Annotated in this window: 18 protein-coding genes; 9 read left to right on the plus strand and 9 right to left on the minus strand. The window is 73.0% G+C overall.

The genetic code is table 11. From position 1 onward, the window contains the following. Positions 1-6 precede the first annotated feature (6 nt). Genes FGD68_RS08955 through aroA form a run of 3 tightly spaced genes read right to left on the minus strand, consistent with a single transcriptional unit; the run spans position 7 to position 3,369 of the window. Positions 7-819 (minus strand): inositol monophosphatase family protein, encoded by an 813-nt coding sequence (locus FGD68_RS08955; protein WP_119372993.1) that lies wholly within the window; start codon positions 817-819, stop codon positions 7-9. A 10-nt stretch (positions 820-829) separates the two neighbouring features. Further along, complete coding sequence (gene rsgA, locus FGD68_RS08960) at positions 830-1,906, minus strand: ribosome small subunit-dependent GTPase A (RefSeq protein ID WP_119372992.1); 1,077 nt, start codon at positions 1,904-1,906, stop codon at positions 830-832. Continuing rightward, entirely contained in the window at positions 1,903-3,369 is a 1,467-nt protein-coding gene (gene aroA, locus FGD68_RS08965) for a 3-phosphoshikimate 1-carboxyvinyltransferase (RefSeq protein ID WP_119372991.1), read from the minus strand. The genes rsgA and aroA overlap by 4 nt, the downstream gene beginning before the upstream one ends. A gap of 130 nt (positions 3,370-3,499) precedes the next feature. On the opposite strand from aroA, the gene FGD68_RS08970 reads away from it, so the two are divergent. Genes FGD68_RS08970 through FGD68_RS08980 form a run of 3 tightly spaced genes read left to right on the plus strand, consistent with a single transcriptional unit; the run spans position 3,500 to position 4,973 of the window. After that, positions 3,500-4,258 carry a sigma-70 family RNA polymerase sigma factor gene (locus FGD68_RS08970; protein WP_390610965.1) on the plus strand — a complete coding sequence of 253 codons (759 nt, stop codon included), beginning with the start codon at positions 3,500-3,502 and terminating at the stop codon, positions 4,256-4,258. Then, on the plus strand, positions 4,255-4,497 hold the full coding sequence (gene rsrA, locus FGD68_RS08975; RefSeq protein ID WP_104235451.1) for a mycothiol system anti-sigma-R factor: 243 nt from the start codon (positions 4,255-4,257) through the stop codon (positions 4,495-4,497). The genes FGD68_RS08970 and rsrA overlap by 4 nt, the downstream gene beginning before the upstream one ends. A gap of 35 nt (positions 4,498-4,532) precedes the next feature. Beyond that, positions 4,533-4,973 carry a GNAT family N-acetyltransferase gene (locus FGD68_RS08980; RefSeq protein ID WP_104235450.1) on the plus strand — a complete coding sequence of 147 codons (441 nt, stop codon included), beginning with the start codon at positions 4,533-4,535 and terminating at the stop codon, positions 4,971-4,973. Positions 4,974-5,076: 103 nt separating this feature from the next. Here the strand turns inward: FGD68_RS08980 and FGD68_RS08985 are convergent, their stop codons facing one another. Beyond that, on the minus strand, positions 5,077-8,895 hold the full coding sequence (locus FGD68_RS08985) for a multifunctional oxoglutarate decarboxylase/oxoglutarate dehydrogenase thiamine pyrophosphate-binding subunit/dihydrolipoyllysine-residue succinyltransferase subunit (RefSeq protein ID WP_237609368.1): 3,819 nt from the start codon (positions 8,893-8,895) through the stop codon (positions 5,077-5,079). Between the two features lie 180 nt (positions 8,896-9,075). Between FGD68_RS08985 and guaB1 the strand changes: the two genes are divergently transcribed. From guaB1 to FGD68_RS09000, 3 genes are all read left to right on the plus strand, one after another. Beyond that, positions 9,076-10,515 (plus strand): GMP reductase, encoded by a 1,440-nt coding sequence (guaB1, locus tag FGD68_RS08990; protein ID WP_237609369.1) that lies wholly within the window; start codon positions 9,076-9,078, stop codon positions 10,513-10,515. Positions 10,516-10,628: 113 nt separating this feature from the next. Then, entirely contained in the window at positions 10,629-12,059 is a 1,431-nt protein-coding gene (locus FGD68_RS08995; protein WP_119373337.1) for a hemolysin family protein, read from the plus strand. Further along, positions 12,052-13,095, plus strand: a complete 1,044-nt coding sequence (locus FGD68_RS09000) for a hemolysin family protein (protein ID WP_104235446.1) — start codon at positions 12,052-12,054, stop codon at positions 13,093-13,095. The genes FGD68_RS08995 and FGD68_RS09000 overlap by 8 nt, the downstream gene beginning before the upstream one ends. Positions 13,096-13,164: 69 nt before the next feature. On the opposite strand, the gene FGD68_RS09005 is transcribed toward FGD68_RS09000, so the two are convergent. After that, positions 13,165-14,244 (minus strand): NADH:flavin oxidoreductase/NADH oxidase, encoded by a 1,080-nt coding sequence (locus tag FGD68_RS09005; protein WP_119373338.1) that lies wholly within the window; start codon positions 14,242-14,244, stop codon positions 13,165-13,167. 137 nt (positions 14,245-14,381) lie between these two features. On the opposite strand from FGD68_RS09005, the gene FGD68_RS09010 reads away from it, so the two are divergent. After that, entirely contained in the window at positions 14,382-15,260 is an 879-nt protein-coding gene (locus tag FGD68_RS09010) for an ADP-dependent NAD(P)H-hydrate dehydratase (RefSeq protein WP_394803861.1), read from the plus strand. On the opposite strand, the gene FGD68_RS09015 is transcribed toward FGD68_RS09010, so the two are convergent. Continuing rightward, the gene (locus FGD68_RS09015) at positions 15,257-15,937 is read right to left on the minus strand and encodes a YceI family protein (protein WP_119373689.1); all 681 of its coding nucleotides are present in this window, start codon (positions 15,935-15,937) and stop codon (positions 15,257-15,259) included. The two genes, FGD68_RS09010 and FGD68_RS09015, sit on opposite strands and share 4 nt — an antisense overlap. A 206-nt stretch (positions 15,938-16,143) precedes the next feature. Here FGD68_RS09015 and FGD68_RS09020 point away from each other — a divergent pair, with 206 nt between their 5' ends. Continuing rightward, a complete protein-coding gene (locus FGD68_RS09020) occupies positions 16,144-16,461 on the plus strand; it encodes a thiamine-binding protein (protein WP_104235442.1) in 318 nt (105 codons plus the stop codon). A 61-nt stretch (positions 16,462-16,522) separates the two neighbouring features. Then, on the plus strand, positions 16,523-17,803 hold the full coding sequence (locus FGD68_RS09025; RefSeq protein ID WP_237609371.1) for an MFS transporter: 1,281 nt from the start codon (positions 16,523-16,525) through the stop codon (positions 17,801-17,803). Positions 17,804-17,842: 39 nt separating this feature from the next. Here FGD68_RS09025 and FGD68_RS09030 read toward each other — a convergent pair whose 3' ends face one another. Genes FGD68_RS09030 through FGD68_RS09040 form a run of 3 tightly spaced genes read right to left on the minus strand, consistent with a single transcriptional unit; the run spans position 17,843 to position 20,910 of the window. Continuing rightward, positions 17,843-18,499 (minus strand): response regulator transcription factor, encoded by a 657-nt coding sequence (locus FGD68_RS09030; RefSeq protein ID WP_104235440.1) that lies wholly within the window; start codon positions 18,497-18,499, stop codon positions 17,843-17,845. A 27-nt stretch (positions 18,500-18,526) separates the two neighbouring features. After that, positions 18,527-19,759, minus strand: coding sequence for a hypothetical protein (locus FGD68_RS09035; protein ID WP_104235439.1), 1,233 nt, complete (start codon positions 19,757-19,759; stop codon positions 18,527-18,529). Next, complete coding sequence (locus FGD68_RS09040; RefSeq protein WP_119372424.1) at positions 19,756-20,910, minus strand: sensor histidine kinase; 1,155 nt, start codon at positions 20,908-20,910, stop codon at positions 19,756-19,758. Before FGD68_RS09040 ends, FGD68_RS09035 begins: the two co-directional genes overlap by 4 nt. Between the last annotated feature and the right edge of the window lie 62 nt (positions 20,911-20,972).

Raw genomic sequence — 20,972 nt, forward strand, 5'->3', positions numbered from 1 at the left:
GCGGGGTCAGCGCGCCACGACCGCCAGCACGGCGTCGTGGAGGCGCCCGTTCGTGGCGAGCGCGGATCCGTGCCACGGCCCCGCCTCGCCGTCGACCGACGTGAACCGGCCGCCCGCCTCCTCGATCACGGGGATCAGCGCGGCCATGTCGTACGGCTTCAGGTCGTGCTCGCCCGCGATGTCGACGAGGCCCTCGGCGAGCAGCATGTACGCCCACATGTCGCCGAAGTCGCGGGAGCGCTTCACGCGGGCGGAGAGGTCGAGCAGCTCGTCGAGCCGGTCGGCGTCGCGCCACCGCTGGACGCCGGCGACGCTCATCGAGGCGTCCTCGAGCCGGTCGACGTCCGAGACCCGGATCCGGCGCTCCTCGGACGTCGTGGCCTGCCCGAGCGTGTCGTCGACGTACGCGCCGAGGCCCGCCGCGCCCCACCAGCGGCGGCCGAGCGCGGGCGCGCTGACGACGCCCACCACGGGCACGCCGTCCACGGCGAGCGCGATGAGGGTGCCCCACACGGGCACGCCGCGCGCGAAGTTCGAGGTGCCGTCGATGGGATCCACGATCCACTGCCGGGACGACGAGCCGGACGTGCCGTACTCCTCGCCGAGGACGCTGTCGTGCGGGCGGCTCTCGGCGATGCCGGCGCGTATCGCCCGCTCGACCGACGTGTCCGCGTCGGTGACCCAGCTCGAGTCGGCCTTCGTCTCGATGGCGAGGTCGGCCGAGCGGAAGCGGTCGAGCGAGATGGCGTCGGCCATGTCGGCCAGCTCCCTCGCGAGCCGCAGGTCGGACGACAGGGAGTGCAGGGGTTCGGAGGCCACGGGGTCGAGCCTAGCGATCGGCCTGGTCGCCCTTCGACGCGTCGGAGCGGTTGGCGACGAGGTGCTGGAGCGAGTGCAGGCGCTCGCGACCGGCGTCCCCGAGCTCGCCCGCCTCGACCCGGTCGACGATCTCCCAGTCGTGCGCCTCGGTGAGCGGGATGCCGCCCGGCGGCTCGCCCTCGGGCAGGTGGGCGTAGCTGGCGAACGAGCGGAGGATGTTCGCCGGATCCACGTGCCCGAGCCCGAACGAGCGGACGCCCGGGGTGTCGATGATCCAGCCGTGGCCGCCGTCGCCCGTCTCGACGCGCATCGAGACGGTGGAGCTGGACGTGTGGCGTCCGCGCCCGGTGACCTGGTTGACGACGCCCGTCGCGCGCCTCGCGTCCGGCACCAGGGCGTTGACGAGCGTCGACTTGCCGACGCCGGAGTGGCCGACGGCGACGGTCGTGCGGTCGACCAGCAGCGCGCGCAGCTCGTCGAGAGGCACGTCGTCCGAGCGGCTCAGCACGATCGGCACGTCGAGCACGCGGAAGTGGGCGGCGAAGGGCGCGGGGTCGGCCACGTCGGACTTGGTGATGCAGAGGATCGGCTGGATCCCGGCGTCGAACGCGGCGACCAGGTAGCGGTCGACGAGACGCGCGCGCGGCTCGGGCTCCGCGGCCGCGACGACGATGAGCATCTGGTCGGCGTTCGCCACGATCACGCGCTCGACGGCGTCCGAGTCGTCGGCGCTGCGGCGCAGCAGCGTGCGGCGCGGGGCGATGCGCACGATGCGCGACAGGCTGCCCTCGTCGCCCGAGGTGTCGCCGACGATGTCGACCCGGTCGTTCGTGACCACGGCCTTCTTGCCGAGCTCCCGGGCACGCGTCGCGATGAGCGTGTGCTCGTCCGCGGTGTCCTCGCCCACGAGCACGCCGAAGCGACCGCGGTCGACCGTGAGCACCCGGCCCTCGACGGAGTCGGTGTGGCCGGGCCGCTGCTTGCTGCGCGGCTTGTTGGCCTTCGGGTTCGGACGCACGCGCACCGAGGACTCGTCGTAGGCGTCCCAGACGCCGTCGTCCTGCTCAGGATCCGCGAGCCAGCTCACAGGAGCCCGCCGAGCCCGCCCGCGGCGCCCGGCCCGGTGATACCGCCGAGGGCGAGGGGTTCGACGGCCGCGCGCGGCGCACGACCGAGGAGCGGTCCGAGCCAGAGCTCCGGGAACTCGGGCAGGGTCTTCGCGGTCGTGCCGATGTCGTCGATCTCGACGCCCGGCACGGCCAGGCCGATGATCGCCCCGGCGGTGGCCATGCGGTGGTCCTCGTAGGCGCGCCACGGGCCGCCGTGGAGCGGGGCGGGGATGATCGCGAGTCCGTCCTCGAGCTCGGTCACGGATCCGCCCAGCCCGGTGATCTCGGCCGCCAGCGCCGCGAGCCTGTCGGTCTCGTGCCCGCGCAGGTGCCCGATGCCCGTGATGCGGCTGGGTCCGTCGGCGAGGGCCGCGAGCGCGACCAGCGCGGGAGCGAGCTCGCCGCCCGTGCTGAGGTCGAGGTCGACGCCGGGGATGCGGCCGCCCGCGGCGAGCCCGGGACCGCCGTCGACGACGAGCGCGTCGCCCTCGCGCGTGACGGTCGCGCCGAAGCGCGGCAGCAGGTGCGCGAGGTCCGCGCCGACCTGCTTCGTCTCCGCGGGCCAGCCGGGGATCGCGACGCGTCCCCCCGCGACGAGCGCGGCAGCGAGGAACGGCGCCGCGTTGGAGAGGTCGGGCTCGATGCGCACCTCGCGGCCGGCGATGGGGGCGGGGGGCACGATCCAGACGCCGGGCTCCGGGCTCTCGACCACGACGCCGCGCTCGGCGAGCGTGCGGATGGTCATCTCGATGTGCGGCATGCTCGGCAGCCGGTCGCCGGTGTGGCGGAGCCGGAGCCCATCGGCGAAGCGCGGCGCGGCGAGCAGGAGGCCGGAGACGAACTGGCTGGAGGCGGAGGCGTCGATGGCGATCTCGCCGCCCGGCACCTCGCCCGTGCCGTAGAGGCTGAAGGGCAACGCCCGGCGCCCGTCGTCGTTCACGTCGACCCCGAGCGCCCGGAGCGCCTCGATGGTGCCGGACATGGGGCGTCGTCGGGCGCTCGGGTCGCCGTCGAAGGAGACCGGACCGAGGGCCAGCGCGGCGACGGGCGGGAGGAAGCGCATGACGGTGCCGGCGAGGCCGCACTCGATGGTGACGCCGCCGGCGAGCTCGGCAGGGGTGATCCGCAGGTCGGGCCCGAAGGCGCCGCCCCCGCCGTCGACCTCCTCGATGACCGTGCCGAGGGACCGCAGCGCCTCGATCATCAGCCGCGTGTCGCGGGAGCGGAGCGGAGCGCGCAGCGTCGACGGGGAGTCCGCGAGGGCGGACAGGACCAGCTCGCGGTTGGTCAGGCTCTTGGATCCGGGCAGCGGCACCGTCGCGTCCAGCAGACCGTCCGCCACGGGCGCCGCCCACGGGCCGTCGTCCGTCGGCACGGGCGCGTGGGTCCGGTCGTCGTCGTACGGGCTGAAGGTGGGACCGGAATACCTGAAGATCTCCATGGGTTCACCAGAGTACCGGGCAGGCGTCCGGCAGGCCCGGATCCCGGGCCGGGAAGGATCACCCGTGATCACGAGGACAGCACCAGCGGCCCCGTCCGCCGAGCTCGTGCGAGCCGTAGAATCTGCCCTGATGGCCACTTCAGGGAACACCAGTCACGACGCGCCGGGCGACACCACCGAGCGCGACGCGCCCACCGCATCGGCAGCGCCCGCGGAGCTCGTGGAGGCCGTCGTGCACTCCACCGAGGAGGCCGCCGATCAGCAGGATGCGGAGCGCGCCGAGGCCGAGGAGCCCCGCGCGGCCCAGCCCGGCGACAACCGCGAGCTCTTCGAGGAGCAGGCGCTCCCGTTCATCGACCAGCTGTACGCCGCGGGCCTGCGCATGACGCGCAACCCCGCCGACGCGCAGGACCTGGTGCAGGAGACGTTCGTGAAGGCCTACACGGCCTTCCACCAGTTCAAGCAGGGCACGAACCTCAAGGCCTGGCTGTATCGGATCCTCACGAACACCTTCATCAACAACTACCGCAAGAAGCAGCGGGACCCCTACAACGGCACCATCGACGAGCTCGAGGACTGGCAGCTGGGCGGCGCGACGAGCGCCACGGCGACCACCACGCGCTCCGCCGAGGCCGAGGCCATCGACCATCTCCCGGACAGCACCGTCAAGGACGCGCTGCAGTCCATCCCGGAGGACTTCCGCATGGCCGTCTACTTCGCGGACGTCGAGGGCTTCTCCTACCAGGAGATCGCCGACATCATGAAGACCCCCGTGGGCACCGTCATGAGCCGCCTGCACCGCGGCCGCCGGATGCTGCGGAGCCTGCTTTCCGACTACGCGCGCGAGCGGGGAATCTCCACCGCGCACCTCACTGGAGCGACCAAATGAGCGACTGCGGCTGCGACAAGGCCAAGAAGGATCTCGAGGAGTACCTGCACCACGAGCTCGACAAGGCGGATGCCGCCGACATCCGCGAGCACATGGCGAACTGCCCGGACTGCGCGCGCGAGCACCGCGTCGGCGTGGTCCTGCGGGACACCGTGCGCCGCGCGTGCACGGAGGCGGCTCCGGAGGACCTGCGCACGCAGGTCATGGACAAGCTCCGCGCCATCCAGGCCACCCACTGACGCGGCGAGTCGCGCGCGGCCGGTAATCTCGGCATGTGACCAACGCGATCCAGTCCCTCGGGACGCCCACCTCAGAAGACCTCACCGTCATCGTCGAGCTGCTCCGACTGCTCGACTACGAGGTGGACGAGGACCGCGTCGCCGCGCGGCTCTCGCGCATGACGGCCGCGGCCGGCCACGAGACGTGGGTCGTGCGCGACGAGGCCGGCGAGATCGCGGGCCTCGCGGGCGGGCACCTCATGTGGGGCTTCGCCGACGATGAGCCCATGGCGCAGCTGATCATCCTGGTCGTGCGCGAGGGACGCCAGGCGGGCGGCATCGGATCCGACCTCATCCGCCACTACGAGGCGTGGGCGCGAGGGCACGGTGCGTCCCGGTTCCTCGCGACCTCCGCGGCCGCGCGCGACAACGTCACGCGCTTCTACGCCCGGCGCGGATACCACGCGTCCGGCATCCGCTACTCCAAGCTCGGCTGACCCGAGGCCGGCGCGTCCGGCACCAGCAGCGCCCGGCATGACGAGAGGCCCGATCCCCTGGGGGACCGGGCCTCTCGTCATGCCGGGCGCGAGCCCGGGCGGATCACTCCGCGGTGGCCCGCGCGATCAGGTCCGTCTGCTCGGTGGCGTGCCGCTTGCTCGAGCCGGCGGCGGGGGACGCCGCGGCCGGGCGCGAGACGACGCGCACCTGGCGGTCCGGCAGGACGCGCCCGAGCTCGACGTGCACGAACGGCCAGGCACCCTGGTTCTCGGGCTCGTCCTGCACCCAGACAACCTCGGCTTCCGGGTAGGACGCGACGACGCGGCGCACCTGCTCCTCGGGGAACGGGTAGAACTGCTCGAGCCGCACGAGGGCGATCGAGGTGTCCTGGCGCTTCTCCAGCTCGCCGAGCAGGTCGTAGTGCACCTTCCCCGAGTGGAGGAGCACGCGGCGGACCGCACCGCGGTCCTGGATCCGGAGGTCGTCGATCACGGGCTCGAAGCGGCCCGAGGTGAAGGCCTCGACGTCGCTCGTGGCGCCGCGCAGCCGCAGCATGGCCTTCGGGGTGAACACCACGAGCGGGCGGCGGGGCCGCGAGTACGCCTGACGGCGCAGCAGGTGGAAGTACGACGCGGGCGTCGAGGGGCGCGCGACGGTCATGTTCTGCTCGGCGCACAGCTGCAGGAAGCGCTCGATGCGCGCGGACGAGTGGTCGGGTCCCTGGCCCTCGTAGCCGTGCGGCAGCAGCAGCACGACGCTCGAGCGCTGACCCCACTTCTGCTCGGCGGAGGAGATGAACTCGTCGATGATGGTCTGCGCGCCGTTGGCGAAGTCGCCGAACTGGGCCTCCCACAGCACCAGTGCGTCCGGGCGCTCGACCGAGTACCCGTACTCGAAGCCCATCGCCGCGTACTCGCTGAGCAGCGTGTCGTAGATCCAGAACCGCGCCTGGCGGTCGCTGAGGTTCGCGAGCGGCAGCCACTCCTGGCCGTTGTCGCGGTCGTGCAGCACCGCGTGGCGCTGGACGAACGTGCCGCGGCGCGAGTCCTGGCCGGCGAGGCGGACGGGCGTGTTCTCCAGCAGCAGGGATCCGATGGCGAGGAGCTCGCCGAAGGCCCAGTCGATGGATCCGCTGCGGCTCATCTCGAGCCGCTTGCGCATGAGGGCCTGCAGCTTCGGGTGGACGGAGAAGCCCTGCGGCGGGTTGTCGTGGGCGTCGCCGATCGTCTGGATCACCGACTCGGACACGCCGGTGGTCTCGGGCTCCCCGTGACCGTCGTCCTGCTGCGAGTCGGGGCGCTCCAGGTCCGCGACGGCGCCGGCGTCCTGGGTCTGGATGGGGATGGACGAGGTCTGCGCGGCGTGCGTCTCCGCGAAGGCGCGCTCCAGGCGGTCCTGGAAGTCCTTCTGCGCCGCGTCGTACTCGTCCTGGGTGATGTCGCCGCGACCGACGAGCGCCTCGGTGTACAGCTTCCGCACCGAGCGCTTGGCCTCGATGAGGTTGTACATGAGCGGCTGCGTCATCGAGGGGTCGTCGCCCTCGTTGTGGCCGCGACGGCGGTAGCAGACGAGGTCGATGACGACGTCCTTCTTGAACTCCTGGCGGAACTCGAAGGCGAGGTGCGCGACGCGGGCCACGGCCTCGGGGTCGTCGCCGTTCACGTGGAAGATCGGCGCCTGGATGCTCTTGGCCACGTCGGTGGAGTACACCGACGAGCGGGACTCCGACGGCGGCGTGGTGAAGCCGACCTGGTTGTTGATGACGATGTGGACCGTGCCGCCCGTGCGGTACGCGCGCAGCTGCGAGAGCTGGAGGGTCTCGAAGACCACGCCCTGGCCGGCCATCGACGCGTCGCCGTGCACGAGGATCGGCAGGACGGAGAACGAGCCGATGGGCTTGCGGTCCTGCTTGGCGCGGACGATTCCCTCGAGCACGCCGTTCACGGCCTCGAGGTGCGACGGGTTCGCCGCGAGGTACACGGGCATCTCCTCGCCGTGGACGCCGCGGAAGGTGCCCTCGGTGCCGAGGTGGTACTTCACGTCGCCGGAACCCTGGACGGTGCGCGGGTCCTGCGTGCCCTCGAACTCGCGGAAGATCTGGCCGTAGCTCTTGCCCGCGATGTTGGTGAGGACGTTGAGGCGACCGCGATGGGCCATGCCGATCGCGACCTCGTCGAGCCCGTGGTCCGCGGCGCCCTGGAGGAGCGTGTCCAGCAGGGAGATGGTGGACTCGCCGCCCTCGAGGCTGAAGCGCTTCTGCCCGACGTACTTCGTCTGGAGGAACGTCTCGAACGCCTCCGACTCGTTGAGCTTGGAGAGGATGCGCATCTGCTCGTCGTGCGTGGGCTTCGCGTAGGGCTGCTCGACCTTGCCCTGGATCCAGCGGCGCTCGTCGGGCTGCTGGATGTGCATGTACTCGATGCCTATGGTGCGGCAGTACGAGTCGCGCAGGATGCCGAGGACGTCGCGGAGGAGCGCCTGGCGGCGGCCGCCGAAGCCGTCGGTGACGAACTCGCGGTCGAGGTCCCAGAAGGTGAGCCCGTGGTTCGTGATCTCGAGGTCCGGGTGCGTGCGCTGCTGGTACTCGAGCGGGTCGATGTCCGCCATGAGGTGCCCGCGGACGCGGTAGGCGTTGATGAGCTCCTGCACGCGGCTGGTCTTGGAGACCCGCTCCGAGAGGTCGACGTTGATGTCGGTGGCCCACTGGATCGGGTCGTACGGGATGCGGAGCGCCGCGAAGATGTCCTCGTAGAAGCCGTGCTGGCCGATGAGGCGCTCGTGCACGATCTTGAGGAACTCGCCGGAGCCCGCGCCCTGGATCACGCGGTGGTCGTACGTGCTCGTGAGCGTGATGGTCTTGCCGATGCCAAGCTCGACGAGCGTCTTGGGGGAGGAGCCCTGGAACTCGGCCGGGTACTCGAGGGCGCCGGCGCCGATGATGGCGCCCTGGCCCTTCATCAGGCGCGGGACGGAGTGGACCGTGCCGATGCCGCCGGGGTTCGTGAGCGAGATGGTGGTGCCGGCGAAGTCGCCCGCGGCCAGCTTGTTGCCGCGGGCCTTCTTGACCAGGTCCTCGTACGCGGAGAGGAACTCGCCGAACGTCATGGCCTCCGCGCCCTTGATGCTCGGGACGAGGAGCGCGCGCGTGCCGTCGGGCTTCGGCATGTCGATCGCGATGCCGAGGTTGATGTGCGCGGGGGAGACGACGCTGGGCTTGCCGTCGACCTCGTCGTAGTGCACGTTCTGGCTCGGGAACTCCTTGAGCGCCTGGATGAGCGCCCAGCCGATGAGGTGCGTGAAGGAGACCTTGCCGCCACGGGCGCGCTTGAGGTGGTTGTTGATGACGATGCGGTTGTCGATCATCAGCTTCGCCGGGATGGTGCGGACGCTCGTCGCGGTCGGGATGGTGAGCGACGCGTCCATGTTGGTCGCCAGGCTCTTCGCCATGCCGCGGAGCGGGGAGACCTCGTCCTCTCCGGGCGGGGTGGGCTCCTGGCCCTTCTTCGCCGGGGCCTTCGCGGGCGCCTGCGCCGGGATCGGCTGCTGCTTGGGGGCGATGCTCGTGGTGCGCGCGGCGGGCTGGGACCCGGTCGCGGGCTGCTGCGCCTGCGCGTCGGGCTGGCCGGCGGACGCGGGAGCCGGCGTCGGCGCCGGGCTGCCCGTGTTGGTCGACGCGGGGGCGGAGGTGCCGTCCGCGTCCGGGATCTGCGCCTCAGCGGTCTGGGCGCCAGTGGCGAGCGTGGCCTCGCGGCCCTCGATCACGGTCGTGTGGTAGTTCTCCAGGATCGGCCACCAGCTGCGGTCGACCGAGTCCTTGTCGACCACGAACCTCTCGTACATCTCGTCGACGAGCCACTCGTTGGCTCCGAAGTCGCCCGTGGAACCGTCATCGGTCCCCGTACCAGTCACCTGGCTCGACACAGTTGATCGCCCGCTCTCTTGCTGTTGGTCGTCTGCCTCGCGCGGCCCGTTCGCGTGCCGCGCGTCCACGATCACCCAGCCTAAACCTTCCGCCGGTCGGCCGGTCGGGAGCGGCGCGTCGGGACCGGCGACCCGTCTGCGCCCTGGCGCGCGGCGGGACGGCGGGGATACCGTCGGGGGATGAGGTTCACCGGAGAGGCTCCCGCCCACGACCTGACCTACTCGGACGTGTTCCTGAGCCCGGGCCGGTCCGACGTCGCGAGCCGGATGGACGTCGACCTCGCCCCGGGAGACGGGACGCCGTGCACCATCCCGGTCGTCGCGAGCAACATGGGCTCGGTCACCGGACCCCGCCTCGCCGCCGTGCTCGCGCGTCGCGGGGGCATCGGGATCCTGCCGCAGGACCTCCGGCCCCAGGAGCTCGACGCCGCGATCCATCGGGTCAAGGACCAGCCGGTCGCCTACGACTCGCCGCTCGAGCTGCCGCCGGACGCGACCGCCGGCCAGGCGCGCGAGCTGCTGCCGCCCATCGCGGGGCACGGCATCGTGCTGCGCGACGCGGACGGGGAGATGATCGGCTGCCTCGAGGGGACGCAGCTCGCCGGGGTACCCGACGGCACCCGGCTCGGCGACCTGCCGCACGGCGCGCTCGCCTCCCTCGACGCCGACGACGTTCCCACGGGCCGCGCGGCGTTCGACCTGATGCACGCCGCCGGGATCGACTTCGCTCCCGTGCTCGCGCACGGCCGCCTGGTCGGCACGCTCAGCCGCCGCAGCGCCCTGCGGTCCACCGTCTACGCGCCCGCGCTCGACGGGCACGGGCGCCTCGCGGTGGGCGCCGCGGTCGGCGTCAACGGCGATCCGATCGGCCGCGCCCGGGCGCTGCTGGCCGCGGGGGTCGACGTGCTCGTCCTCGACACGGCGCACGGGCACCAGGAGGCGATGCTCCGCGCGATCCGCGACGTGCGCGCCCTCGACCCGCGCGTCCCGATCGTCGCGGGCAACGTCGTCACCGCCGAGGGCGCGCGCGACCTCGTCGAGGCGGGCGCCGACATCGTCAAGGTCGGCGTCGGCCCGGGCGCCATGTGCACGACGCGCATGATGACCGCCGTGGGCCGGCCCCAGTTCTCCGCCGTGCTCGACACAGCCGAGGCCGCCCGCGCCGCCGGCGCCCTCGTCTGGGCGGACGGGGGAGTGCGGTACCCGCGGGACGTCGCGCTCGCCCTCGCCGCGGGCGCCGCCAGCGTGATGATCGGATCCTGGTTCGCGGGCACCGTCGAGTCGCCCGGGCGCCTGCTCGTCGACGAGGACGGCGGGCTCGCCAAGGAGAGCTGGGGCATGGCGTCCACGCGCGCCGTGCAGGAGCGGTTCGGCCGGCGCGAGGCGTTCGAGCTGGCGCGGCGCACGCTGTTCGCGGAGGGGATCTCCACCAGCCGCATCCGCATCGACCCGCTCCGCCCCGGCCTCGAGGACCTGCTCGACACGATCACGTCCGGCGTCCGCAGCTCGTTCACCTACGCCGGGGCGCACACGCGCGCCGAGTTCGCCGAGCGGGCCGCCGTCGGGATCCAGTCGGCCGCGGGCTACGAGGAGGGCAAGCCCCTGCCGGTCGGCTGGTGAGCCCCGGTATGCTCGACGGACGATGGACGACCCCCCTCCTGCTCATAGACCCCCGCTGCGCGCGCCCCTCCCACTGAAGCCGGCCACGCGCCCGGCGCCCGGGAGCCATCCCCTTGCATGAATGGCTCCTCCTCGCCGCGGGTCTCCTCCTGACCCTCGGCACCGGCCTCTTCGTCGCCAGCGAGTTCGCGCTCGTCAACCTCGACCGCTCCGACCTGGAGAAGCGCCAGGAGCGCGGCGAGAAGCGGCTCGGCCCGCCCATCCGGGCCCTCCGCATCACCTCGACGCACCTCTCCAGCGCCCAGCTCGGCATCACCCTGACGACGCTGCTCACCGGGTACACGATGGAGCCGGCGCTCAGCCTGCTGCTCGCCGGCCCGCTCACCTCGGCGGGGCTCGCCGAGGGCCTCGTCTCCCCGGTCTCGACCGTCGTGGCGCTCGTCGTCGCGACGCTGCTGTCGATGATCATCGGCGAGCTCGTGCCGAAGAACTTCGCGCTGGCCCTGCCGCGCGAGACGGCCAAGCTCGTGATCCCGTTCCAGACCCTGTTCACCACCGTGTTCAAGCCCGCCGTGCTGCTGCTCAACAACAGCGCGAACGGGATCCTGCGGCTCGTCGGGATCGAGCCCAAGGAGGAGCTGTCGGGCGCCCGGAGCGCCGAGGAGCTGTCCTCGCTCGTCCGCCGCTCCGCGCTCGCCGGCCTCCTCGAGGACGACACGGCGATGCTCCTCAGCCGCACGCTGCGCTTCGCCGACCTCACGGCGTCCGACGTCATGACGCCGCGCCTCCGCGTCAAGTCGGTCGAGCGCACCGACAGCGCGCAGACCGTGATCGAGCTGGCCATGACCACCGGCTACTCGCGCTTCCCCGTGACGGACGACGGCGTCGACGACGTCATCGGCCTCGTGCACGTGAAGCAGGCCGTGGCCGTGCCGCGCGAGAAGCGCGCGCTCGTGCCCGTCACCGCGCTGCAGTCCGAGGCGATCCGCGTGCCCGAGACCATGAAGCTCGACGACCTGCTCGGCGAGCTGCGCGGCCGCGGGTTCCAGATGGCCGTCGTCGTGGACGAGTACGGCGGCACCGCCGGGGTCGCGACGCTCGAGGACCTGGTCGAGGAGCTGGTCGGCGAGCTCGCCGACGAGCACGACCGCGCGCGCGCCGGCGTCGTCCGCTCGCGCGACTCGCTGACGTTCCCCGGCATGCTCCGGCCCGACGAGCTCCTCGAGCGCACGGGCCTGCGCATCCCCGACGACGGTCCGTACGAGACCGCGGCGGGCTTCGTCATGAGCGAGCTCGGCCGCCTGCCCGTGGTCGGCGACGAGCTCGAGCTCGAGACCGGCACGCTGCGGGTCGAGCGGCTCGACGGCCGGCGGATCGACCGGATCCGGTTCACGCCCGTCCCCGTGCCCGTCGCCACCGCGGTGGGCACCACGCGGGCCGAGCGCCAGGCGGACCGCCAGGCGGAGCGGGAGGCCGGTCGCGAGGCCGGACGACAGGCGGATGCGGAGCGCGCCGCCATGAGGAAGGAGCCGTCCCGTGGGTGAGTACGCCGGGGGGATCATCGCGCTCGTCGTGCTGCTCGCCGTCAACGCCTTCTTCGTCGGCGCCGAGTTCGCGGTCATCTCCGCGAAGCGGTCGCAGATCGAGCCGCGGGCGGAGGAGGGCAGCCGGGCCGCGCGCATCACGCTCTTCGCCATGGAGCACGCGACGCTCATGCTCGCCACGACGCAGCTCGGCATCACCGTGTGCTCGCTGCTGATCCTCAACGTGTCCGAGCCGGCGATCCACCACCTGCTGGAGATCCCGCTGGGCGCCACCGGGCTGCCGGAGGAGGCGATCTCCACCATCGCGTTCGTCATCGCGCTGCTCATCGTGTCGTTCCTGCACGTGGTGCTGGGCGAGATGGTGCCGAAGAACATCTCGTTCTCCGTGCCGGACCGGGCCGCCCTGCTGCTCGCGCCGCCGCTCGTCGGCATCGCCCGCGTGGTGAAGCCGCTCATCGTGGCCCTCAACGCGATCTCCAACGCGGTGCTCCGCCTCGCCAAGGTCGAGCCGAAGGACGAGGCCGCGAGCGCGTTCACGCTCGACGAGGTGCAGGGCATCGTCGACCAGTCGACGCGCGAGGGGCTCCTGGAGGACCGCACCGGCGCGCTCACCGCGGCGTTCGAGTTCACGGGCAAGAAGGTGCAGGACATCGCGATCCCGCTGGACGCGCTGGTGAGCCTGCCGGAGACCGCGAGCCCCTCCGAGGTCGAGCGCGCTGTCGCGCGGCACGGCTTCTCGCGGTACGTGATCGTCGACGAGGCAGGGGAGCCGACCGGCTACCTGCACCTCAAGGACGTCATCGACCTCGACGAGGCCGACGAGTTCGTGCGACCGGTGCCGGCCAAGCGGATCCGCCAGCTGGTGTCGGTCTTCGAGGGCACCGAGCTCGAGGACGCGCTGGCGATGATGCGCCGCTCCGGTGCCCACCTCGCGCGCGCCTTCACGGAGGCAGGCGACACGACGGGCGTGCTGTTCCTCGAGGACATCATCGAGGAGCTCGTTGGCGAGGTGCAGGACGCGACCCGACGGGTCTGACCCGCCAGCGCATGACGACGGCCCGGCGCCCCCACGGGGTGCCGGGCCGTCGTCATGCGGATCGGCGGGTCAGGCCGCCCAGCGCGCGCGGTCGTACTGCTTGGGCCAGTAGTCGATCTCGACGCCCAGCTCGTGCGCGGCCCGCAGCGCGAAGTGCGGGTCGCGCAGCATCTCGCGGCCGAGCATCACGGCGTCCGCGCGGCCCTCGGCGACGACGGCCTCGGCCTGCGCCGGCTCGGTGATGAGGCCCACGGCGTTGAGCGCGACCTTCGCGTGCTCCTTCACGTACTCGGCGAAGGGCACCTGGTAGCCGGGTGCGACGGGGATCGTGACCCCGGTCGTGTTGCCGCCCGTGGAGATGTCGAAGAAGTCGGCGCCGTGCTCGGCGGCCCAGCTGGCGACGGTCGCGGTCTGCGCCTCGTCCCAGCCGGCGTCGCCCGCCCAGTCGGTCGCGGAGAAGCGCACCAGCAGCGGCACGTCGGGGACCTCAGCGCGCACGGCGTCGATCACCTGGAGCAGCAGGCGCGCCCGGTTCTCCAGGCTGCCGCCGAACTCGTCGTCGCGGTGGTTGCTGAGCGGCGAGAGGAACTGGTGCATGAGGTAGCCGTGCGCCGCGTGGATCTCCAGCACGTCGAAGCCGGCGTCGACCGAGCGGCGGGCGGCCGCGGCGAAGTCGTCGACGACCTTGCGCAGCCCGTCCGCGTCGAGCGCGACGGGCGTGCCGTAACCGGGGAACGGATCGGCCGACGGGGCGACCGTCTGCCAGCCGCCCTCCTCGGCGGGCGTGGTGCCGCGGCCGGAGAACGAGTAGGTGGACGCCTTGCGGCCGGCGTGCGCGAGCTGGATCGCCGCGACCGCGCCCATCTCGTGGATGAAGTCGACGATCGGCTTCCACGCGTCACGCTGCGCGTCGTCCCAGATGCCGGTGTCCTCCGGCGTGATGCGCGCCTCGGGGCTGACGCCGGTGGCCTCCGCCATCACGAGCCCGGCGCCGCCGCGGGCGAACGACCCGAGGTGCGCGAGGTGCCAGGCGCCCGGCACGCCGTCGCGGGCGTCGATGCTGTACTGGCACATCGGCGCGACCCAGATGCGGTTGCGGGCGGTCACGCCGCGGACGGTGATCGGCTCGAAGAGCGGGGAGGTGGTCATGGGGATCCTTCCAGGCGGGCGGCGGCGCGGATCCTCGAGGGAGGCGCGGCGCGCGGGGACGGGCGGAGGGCATCGGCGGCCTCATGGACCCAAGGCCCGGCGCGGCCGTCGCATTCCCGCGCGCCTATCGTGTGGGCATGAGCGACGCGCACGACGACCACGCACCCGACGGCTGGATCCGGCAGGACGCCGAACGCACGCGCCGGGCGATCCGCCTCCCGCGCGACGACGACGACAAGTACACGCGCGGCGTCCTCGGCATCCGCACGGGGTCCGACCGCTACCCGGGCGCCGCGGTCCTCGGCGTCGAGGCGGCCGCGCGCACGGGCGTCGGCATGATCCGCTACCTCGGGCCAGCGGGCGCGTCCGCCTCCGTGCTCGCCCGGAGGCCCGAGGTGGTCACGGCCGACGGGCGCGTGCAGGCGTGGCTGGTCGGATCCGGCATGGACCTGGCCCACCGCGACGACGCCGCGACAGACGCGATCGTCGCCGCGCTCGAGCAGGGGCTGCCCGCGGTCGTGGACGCCGGCGCGCTCGACCTCGTCGGGCGCGCGACGGGACCCGTGGTGGTCACGCCGCACTTCCGCGAGCTGTCCCGGCTGCTCGACGGCGCCGGCATCCGGGCGTCCGCGGAGGACATCGCGGCGGACGCCTCCGGCTGGGCCGAGCGCGCGGCGCGGGAGCTCGGCGTCTGCGTGCTGCTCAAGGGCGCGACCACGTTCGTGGTCGGCGGGTCCGCGCGCATCGCGATCCGCGCGGGGACGCCCTGGCTCGCGACGGCGGGCTCGGGCGACGTCCTCGGCGGGGTGCTCGGCGCCCTCACCGCGGGGGCGTCCGCGCGGATCGCCGACGCGGAGGATCGCCTCGCGGAGCTCGCCGCCATCGCCGCGGCCGCGGCGTGGCTGCACGGTCGTGCGGGCGGCCTCGCGTCCGGCGGCGGACCGATCACGGCCCTCGACATCGCCGAGGCGATGCCGAGGGCCGTGCGGGAGACGCTGGCGGGATCCGGCGGCTAGGCCTTCGCCACGTCGAGCGAGAACTCGACCGAGCCGTGGTCCTCGACGGTCACGAAGCCGAGACTCGGGGCCTGGACGCCGAAGTCCTGGAACGTGATCGGGATGGAGCCCACGATCTGGCCGCCGTCGGACGTGAAGCTCGCCTGCATCTGCGCGGTCACGCTCTTGGTCACCCCGTGCAGGGTGAGGTCGCCCGTCACGTCGTACGTCGCGGGGACTCCCGCCTCGACGCCGTCGGCCGCGATCGGCTGCGTCAGCGTGAAGGTCGCGGTCGGGAAGTCGCCCGTCTTCATCGCCTCGTTCTGGAAGTACGCGTCGCGCGGGGGCTGGTCGGTGTGGATCTGCTTCACGTCGACCGTCATGGTGCCCTTCGTGACCTGAGATCCGGCGACCGTGATGTCGCCCGTGACGGCGTCCGTCCGGCCGTTCACCGTGACGGGCGTGCCGTTCAGCACCTCGTCGACGCGGTAGCCGGCGTACGAGGACCCGCCCACCTTCCAGTCGCCGGAGAGGTCGCCGACCGCGCCGCCCGGCGCAGGCGTCGACGCGAGGGTGGGGGCGGCGTCCGGCGTGCCCGCCAGCTGCTTGTAGATGGGGCCGCCGAACGCCGCGAAGCCTCCGACGAGGACGACCACGCCGCCCGCCACCCCGATGATGATCTTGGTCTTCCTGTCCATGGCCCTGCTCCTCCGTGCGTTCCGGGCGGGCGCGGAGACCCACCGGTTCTGTGAACTTTCAAGTACCTGGGGAGTCTCGCGGGGCGTGGCCCCCGGCGTCGGCCGTCGTCCACAGGCGGACCACCCGCCGGTAGCCTGGGCGCAGAGCCGGTCGCCGGCCGGGCGTCCGCCCGGAGCACCGACGCCGTCGAACCCCGGGGGTCCCCATGCTCGTCGCCTTCTCCGTCGCACCCAGCGGGGGCGACGCGCCCGACGCCTCCGTCCACGACGCCGTGGCCGCCGCGGTCGCCGTGGTCCGCGCGTCCGGCCTGCCGAACCGCACCGACTCCATGTTCACCACGATCGAGGGCGACTGGGACGAGGTCTTCGACGTCGTCCGTCGCGCCACCGAGGCCGTCGCGCCCTTCGGCACGCGCGTCTCGCTCGTGCTGAAGGCCGACATCCGCCCCGGCTACCAGGGCGAGCTCACGGGCAAGCTCGACCGGCTCGAGCAGGCCATCGAGGCCCGCGGCGCCGACGCCTGAGGCCGGGCCGGCGCCGAGGACGAGGCCGGGACCGGATCCCGACCGCCGGTAGGCTCGTCGGGTGAATCCCCCCTCCTCCGGGCGGGCGACCCTGTCGCCGGCCCGCGTCCGCGTCGCCCTGCTCGCCCTCGCGATGGGCGGGTTCGCCATCGGCACCACCGAGTTCGTCGCCATGGGGCTCCTGCCGCAGCTCGCGGCCGACCTGCTCCCCGAGGTGGCCGCGCGCTCGACGGAGGCCGCGAACGCCCAGGCCGGCACGCTGATCAGCGCCTACGCCCTCGGCGTGGTGGTGGGCGCGCCGACCATCGCGGCCGCATCGGCTCGGGCGCCCCGGCGGAAGCTGCTGCTCTGGCTGCTGCTGGCCTTCACGCTCGGCACGGTCCTCAGCGCGATCCTCCCGAGCTTCGGCCTCGTGGTCGTCGCCCGCTTCGTCGCGGGCCTGCCGCACGGCGCCTACTTCGGCATCGCGTCGCTGGTCGCCGCGCAGCTGATGGGGGAGGGCAAGCGCGCCCGGGGCGTCGCCTTCGTGCTCGCGGGGCTCACCATCGCCAACGTCATCGGCGTGCCCATCGTGACGTGGATCGGGCAGAACGCGGGCTGGCGCGTCGCGTACCTCGTCGTCGCCGCGATCTTCGCCGCCACCTTCGTCGCGGTCTTCCTCGCGGTACCCGCGCAGGCGGGGAACCCGGAGGCGACGCTGCGGCGCGAGCTCCGGGCGTTCACGCGGCTGCAGGTCTGGCTCGCGCTCCTCATCGGCGCGATCGGCTTCGGCGGGTTCTTCGCCGTCTACACGTTCGTGTCGCCCATGGTCACCGAGGTGACCGGGCTGCCCGAGTGGTCGGTGCCGCTGGCGCTCGTCGTCGTGGGCCTCGGCATGACGGCCGGCAACCTCGCGGGCGGCTGGTGGGCGGACCGCGACGTGAAGGCGGCGCTCCTCTCCCTCTTCGGGTTGCTCATCGTCTCGCTCGTGGGGCTGGTGCTCACCGCCTCGAACCCGGTGGGGCTGTTCGGGTTCCTGTTCCTCATCGGCGGGTCGGCTGCGGCGCTGTCGCCCGGGATCCAGATCCGGCTGATGGACGTGGCGCACGACTCGCAGTCCATCGCGGCGGCGCTCAACCACTCGGCGCTCAACACGGGCAACGCGGTCGGCGCCGCGCTCGGCGGGGTCACGGTCGCGGCCGGTCTCGGCTACACGTCGCCCGCGCTCGTGGGCGTGGGGCTGAGCGTCGCCGGCCTCCTCATCGCGCTCACGGCCTTCGGGCTCGACCGGCACCGGCGCGGATCCCGCCGGCCGGCGGACGGCCGGCGGCCCACGACCCAGCCGATCGGCATCGGCGGCTGAGCGGGGCGCGCCACCGGCGCCGGCCGGAGCGGGGCCGGGCTACTCGCCCTGGAGCAGGATGCCGTCCTGGATCGCGCGCTTCCGCAGCGCCACCTTGGTGCCGACGTCGAAGCCCGCGACGCGGTACTTCTCTCGGATCCGCTTGAGGTACGACTTCGCGGTCTCCTCGGAGATGCCGAGGCTGTAGGCGACCGACTTCACGGGCTCGCCGCCGCCGTAGAGCGCCATGACCCGGCGCTCCTGCGCGCTGAGCTTCGGCACCCCGCCGACATCGGTGCTGTTGATCGCGAGGTCGAGCTCGGCGGAGATGTACGACTGGCCGTCGGCCGCGAGGCGGATGGCGTCGACGATCATGCTGGCGTCCTCGCTCTTCACGAGGTAGCCGAGGGCGCCGGAGGCCAGGGCCTCGCGCACGACGTTGGGCTCCGAGTACGTGCTCATGAGCACGGTCTTGACGCCCGTGGTCTTGAGCGTCGCGATCTTCAGCGAGATCGGCAGGTTGTCCTTGAGGTCGAGGTCGAGGAGGACGACATCGACGGGGAACCGCGGATGCGTCAGGAGGTCGGGCCAGGTGGACACGGCGGCGACCATCTCGATGTCGGACGCGGCGTTGCGGATCCACTCGGTCAGGGCCCCGAGCAGCATCCTGTGGTCGTCCACGATGGCGAGGGTGATCGGTCGGTTCTCAGCTGGCACGTGCTCTCCGGTCCTTGTGCGGGGCCCTCACCGGTCGGCGGGGTTGTCTACTACGCAGTCGATGGTGATGAGGAGGCTCGACCCGCGGGTGCTCTCGGTGTGCGTGCCGACCTTGTCGATAGCATCCCACGTCGAGGGATCCAGTCGGGTGCGGGTGAGGCCGGTCGTCGTCACGACGATGGGCACGATGGCGCGGCGGAGCGGCACGGGCTGCGCGCCGGGCGGCCGTCCGCGGAGCGGTCCGAGCGCGAGCTGCACCGACACCTCGGGCACGCCGTTGCGCCGTTCGGTCGAGGTGAGCAGGAGCCAGACCGCCGAGAGCAGGCCGTCGCGCTGGCGGCGGTCGAGGAGGCCGGCGAGGGCGCTCGGGTCGCTGAGGGTCACGTCCGGTCCGAGGAACTCCGACTCCGTGATGGCGTGGTGCAGCCAGGTCTCGCGGCGGCCCTCGATGAGGTGCAGGCGGAGCTCGGTCGCGAGGGACGCGGCCGTGGACGCGGCGAGGGGCGAGAGCGGCAGCGGCTCCCGGCCGTTCGCCACGTCGTCGAGGAGCTGCTCCGCCGCCAGGTCCAGGCGCGCCAGCTCCTCGGACGCCATCATCCCGACGGCGTAGCGCGGCGCGGACACGGTGCTCTGCACGAGCACGCGGTCCAGCTCCATCTCGGTCACGCGTCGGAAGCCGCGGACGACCGTGACGCCGAACGCCGCGGGCACGACGGCGCGGGCGATGGCGGAGATCTCGGGCGCGAGGTCGGCGGGACGCACCGGATCCGAGAAGAGGAACACGGCGAGGAGAACCACGCCGAGGGCGATGTCCACCGCGAGCACCTCGCGCGCCGGCCGGTACGTGACCGTGGTGAGGAGGGCCGCGCCGGCCGCGATGCCCGCCGTGGCGTGCTGCATCACGTCGCCGAGGGGCCACACCGCCGCGAGGTCGAGCGCGACCACGATGCCGAGCCCGCCGACGAAGACCGCCATGAGCGGGCCGGGCATGCGGTCGCGGAGGGCACGGATGGTGACGACGGCCGCGGCGAGGAGGGCGACGAGGAGGACCCACGCGGTCGCCGTGAGCCCGGGGGACGGCATGATCCGGTAGTCGAGCGCGAATCGGACGAGGCCGTAGCCCATGGAGATGGCGCAGACGACGGCGGACCCGGCGCCCAGGTACCCGAGTCCGATGGACGTCGGCTGCGCGGGCGTCCCGGCGGGCAGGCGGATCCGACGGCTCGTGCGCGGCGGCGCGTCGTCCGCGCGGGCGCTCACTTGGGCACCTCCAGCACGACCGTCGTCCCGGATCCGGGGGAGGAGAACAGCCGGGCGTTGCCGCCCACGTCCGTGAGGCGCGCGACGACCGACTCCTTGAATCCCAGCTTCGCCTGGTCCACGTGCGCGAGGTCGAAGCCGACGCCGGCGTCGGTGACCATGGCGCGCACGGTGGTGTCGTCGTCGGTGATGGTGACGTGGGCCTCGGTGACGCCCGCGTGCCGCCGGACGTTCTCCAGGCACTCGGCGAGCGAGAGCAGGAACGCGTCGAGGATGTCGCTCGGGAGCAGCACCTGCCCGGTCCCGTGCCAGCTGACCTCGAGGCCCATCCGGCCGAAGCGCTGCTTCACCGACTCGAGCGTGTTGCCGAGCACCGACTGCTCGACGGGCTCGAGCGTGTACCCGCCCGACGCCTGCGGGGTGGGGTTCGCGCCCAGGCGCAGCTGGCGGAGCAGGCGCGCGTCGTCGGCCGCCTGCTGGCGCATGGCCTGCGGCGTGACGCCGACCCCGGAGTGCGCGAGGAGCGTGAGGGTCGCCAGCACGGTGTCGTGCAGGAGGCGCGCGCCCTGGCGTCGCTGCGCCTCGAGCTCGCTCGCCATGCGCTCGGCGCGGTGGGCGCGCCCGATGTCGGTGATGCGGCGGCCGACCCGGTGCACGGCCACGCTCAGCCAGTAGCCGAGGATCCCCGCGAGCAGCCAGCCGAACACGTGCACCAGGACGACGTACGGGAAGGCGCCGGTGGACCAGGAGGCGCCGACGGCGACCGCGCTCGTGAGGACGAAGGCGGCCGCCACGACGCGGAGCCGTCCCGGCCGCACGGTCTCGAGGAGCGCGAGCGAGCCGATGGCGCCCGCGGAGATGTGGGTGAGCGCGGTGAGCGACGATGCGGAGCGCCCGCCGAGCTGGGCGACGACCATCGCCGCGAGCCCGGCGACGAGCACGACGACCATCCACCTGACGCGCGCGTCGGTGCCGATCCGCCACTGGGCGACGGCGAGCACCGCCAGGAGCGCGACGCCGCCGGCCGCGGCGGGCACCGGCATCTCGCCCGGCAGCAGGATGCACGCGGCGGCGACCGCGGTGAAGCTGAGGCCGTACACGCGTGCGGTCCGCTGCAGCAGGCGCTCGCGCTCGCGCTTCATGCGATCCATCGGGTCCCCGCTCGGAGTGCGCCGACGCCGGTGGCGAGCGCTGGGTGTGCTCCGATCCTAGG

The sequence above is a fragment of the Clavibacter californiensis genome, assembly GCF_021952865.1.
Taxonomy (GTDB): Bacteria; Actinomycetota; Actinomycetes; order Actinomycetales; family Microbacteriaceae; genus Clavibacter; species Clavibacter californiensis.

What these genes read in the sequence shown, in the direction of transcription:
- guaB1 (WP_237609369.1), top strand. Translation starts at nt 9,076, where the DNA reads ATGAGGTTCACCGGAGAGGCTCCCGCCCACGACCTGACCTACTCGGAC.
- FGD68_RS09020 (WP_104235442.1), top strand. Translation starts at nt 16,144, where the DNA reads ATGCTCGTCGCCTTCTCCGTCGCACCCAGCGGGGGCGACGCGCCCGAC.
- FGD68_RS09010 (WP_394803861.1), top strand. Translation starts at nt 14,382, where the DNA reads ATGAGCGACGCGCACGACGACCACGCACCCGACGGCTGGATCCGGCAG.
- FGD68_RS09005 (WP_119373338.1), bottom strand. Translation starts at nt 14,244, where the DNA reads ATGACCACCTCCCCGCTCTTCGAGCCGATCACCGTCCGCGGCGTGACC.
- aroA (WP_119372991.1), bottom strand. Translation starts at nt 3,369, where the DNA reads ATGGAGATCTTCAGGTATTCCGGTCCCACCTTCAGCCCGTACGACGAC.
- FGD68_RS08970 (WP_390610965.1), top strand. Translation starts at nt 3,500, where the DNA reads ATGGCCACTTCAGGGAACACCAGTCACGACGCGCCGGGCGACACCACC.
- FGD68_RS09040 (WP_119372424.1), bottom strand. Translation starts at nt 20,910, where the DNA reads ATGGATCGCATGAAGCGCGAGCGCGAGCGCCTGCTGCAGCGGACCGCA.
- rsrA (WP_104235451.1), top strand. Translation starts at nt 4,255, where the DNA reads ATGAGCGACTGCGGCTGCGACAAGGCCAAGAAGGATCTCGAGGAGTAC.
- FGD68_RS09015 (WP_119373689.1), bottom strand. Translation starts at nt 15,937, where the DNA reads ATGGACAGGAAGACCAAGATCATCATCGGGGTGGCGGGCGGCGTGGTC.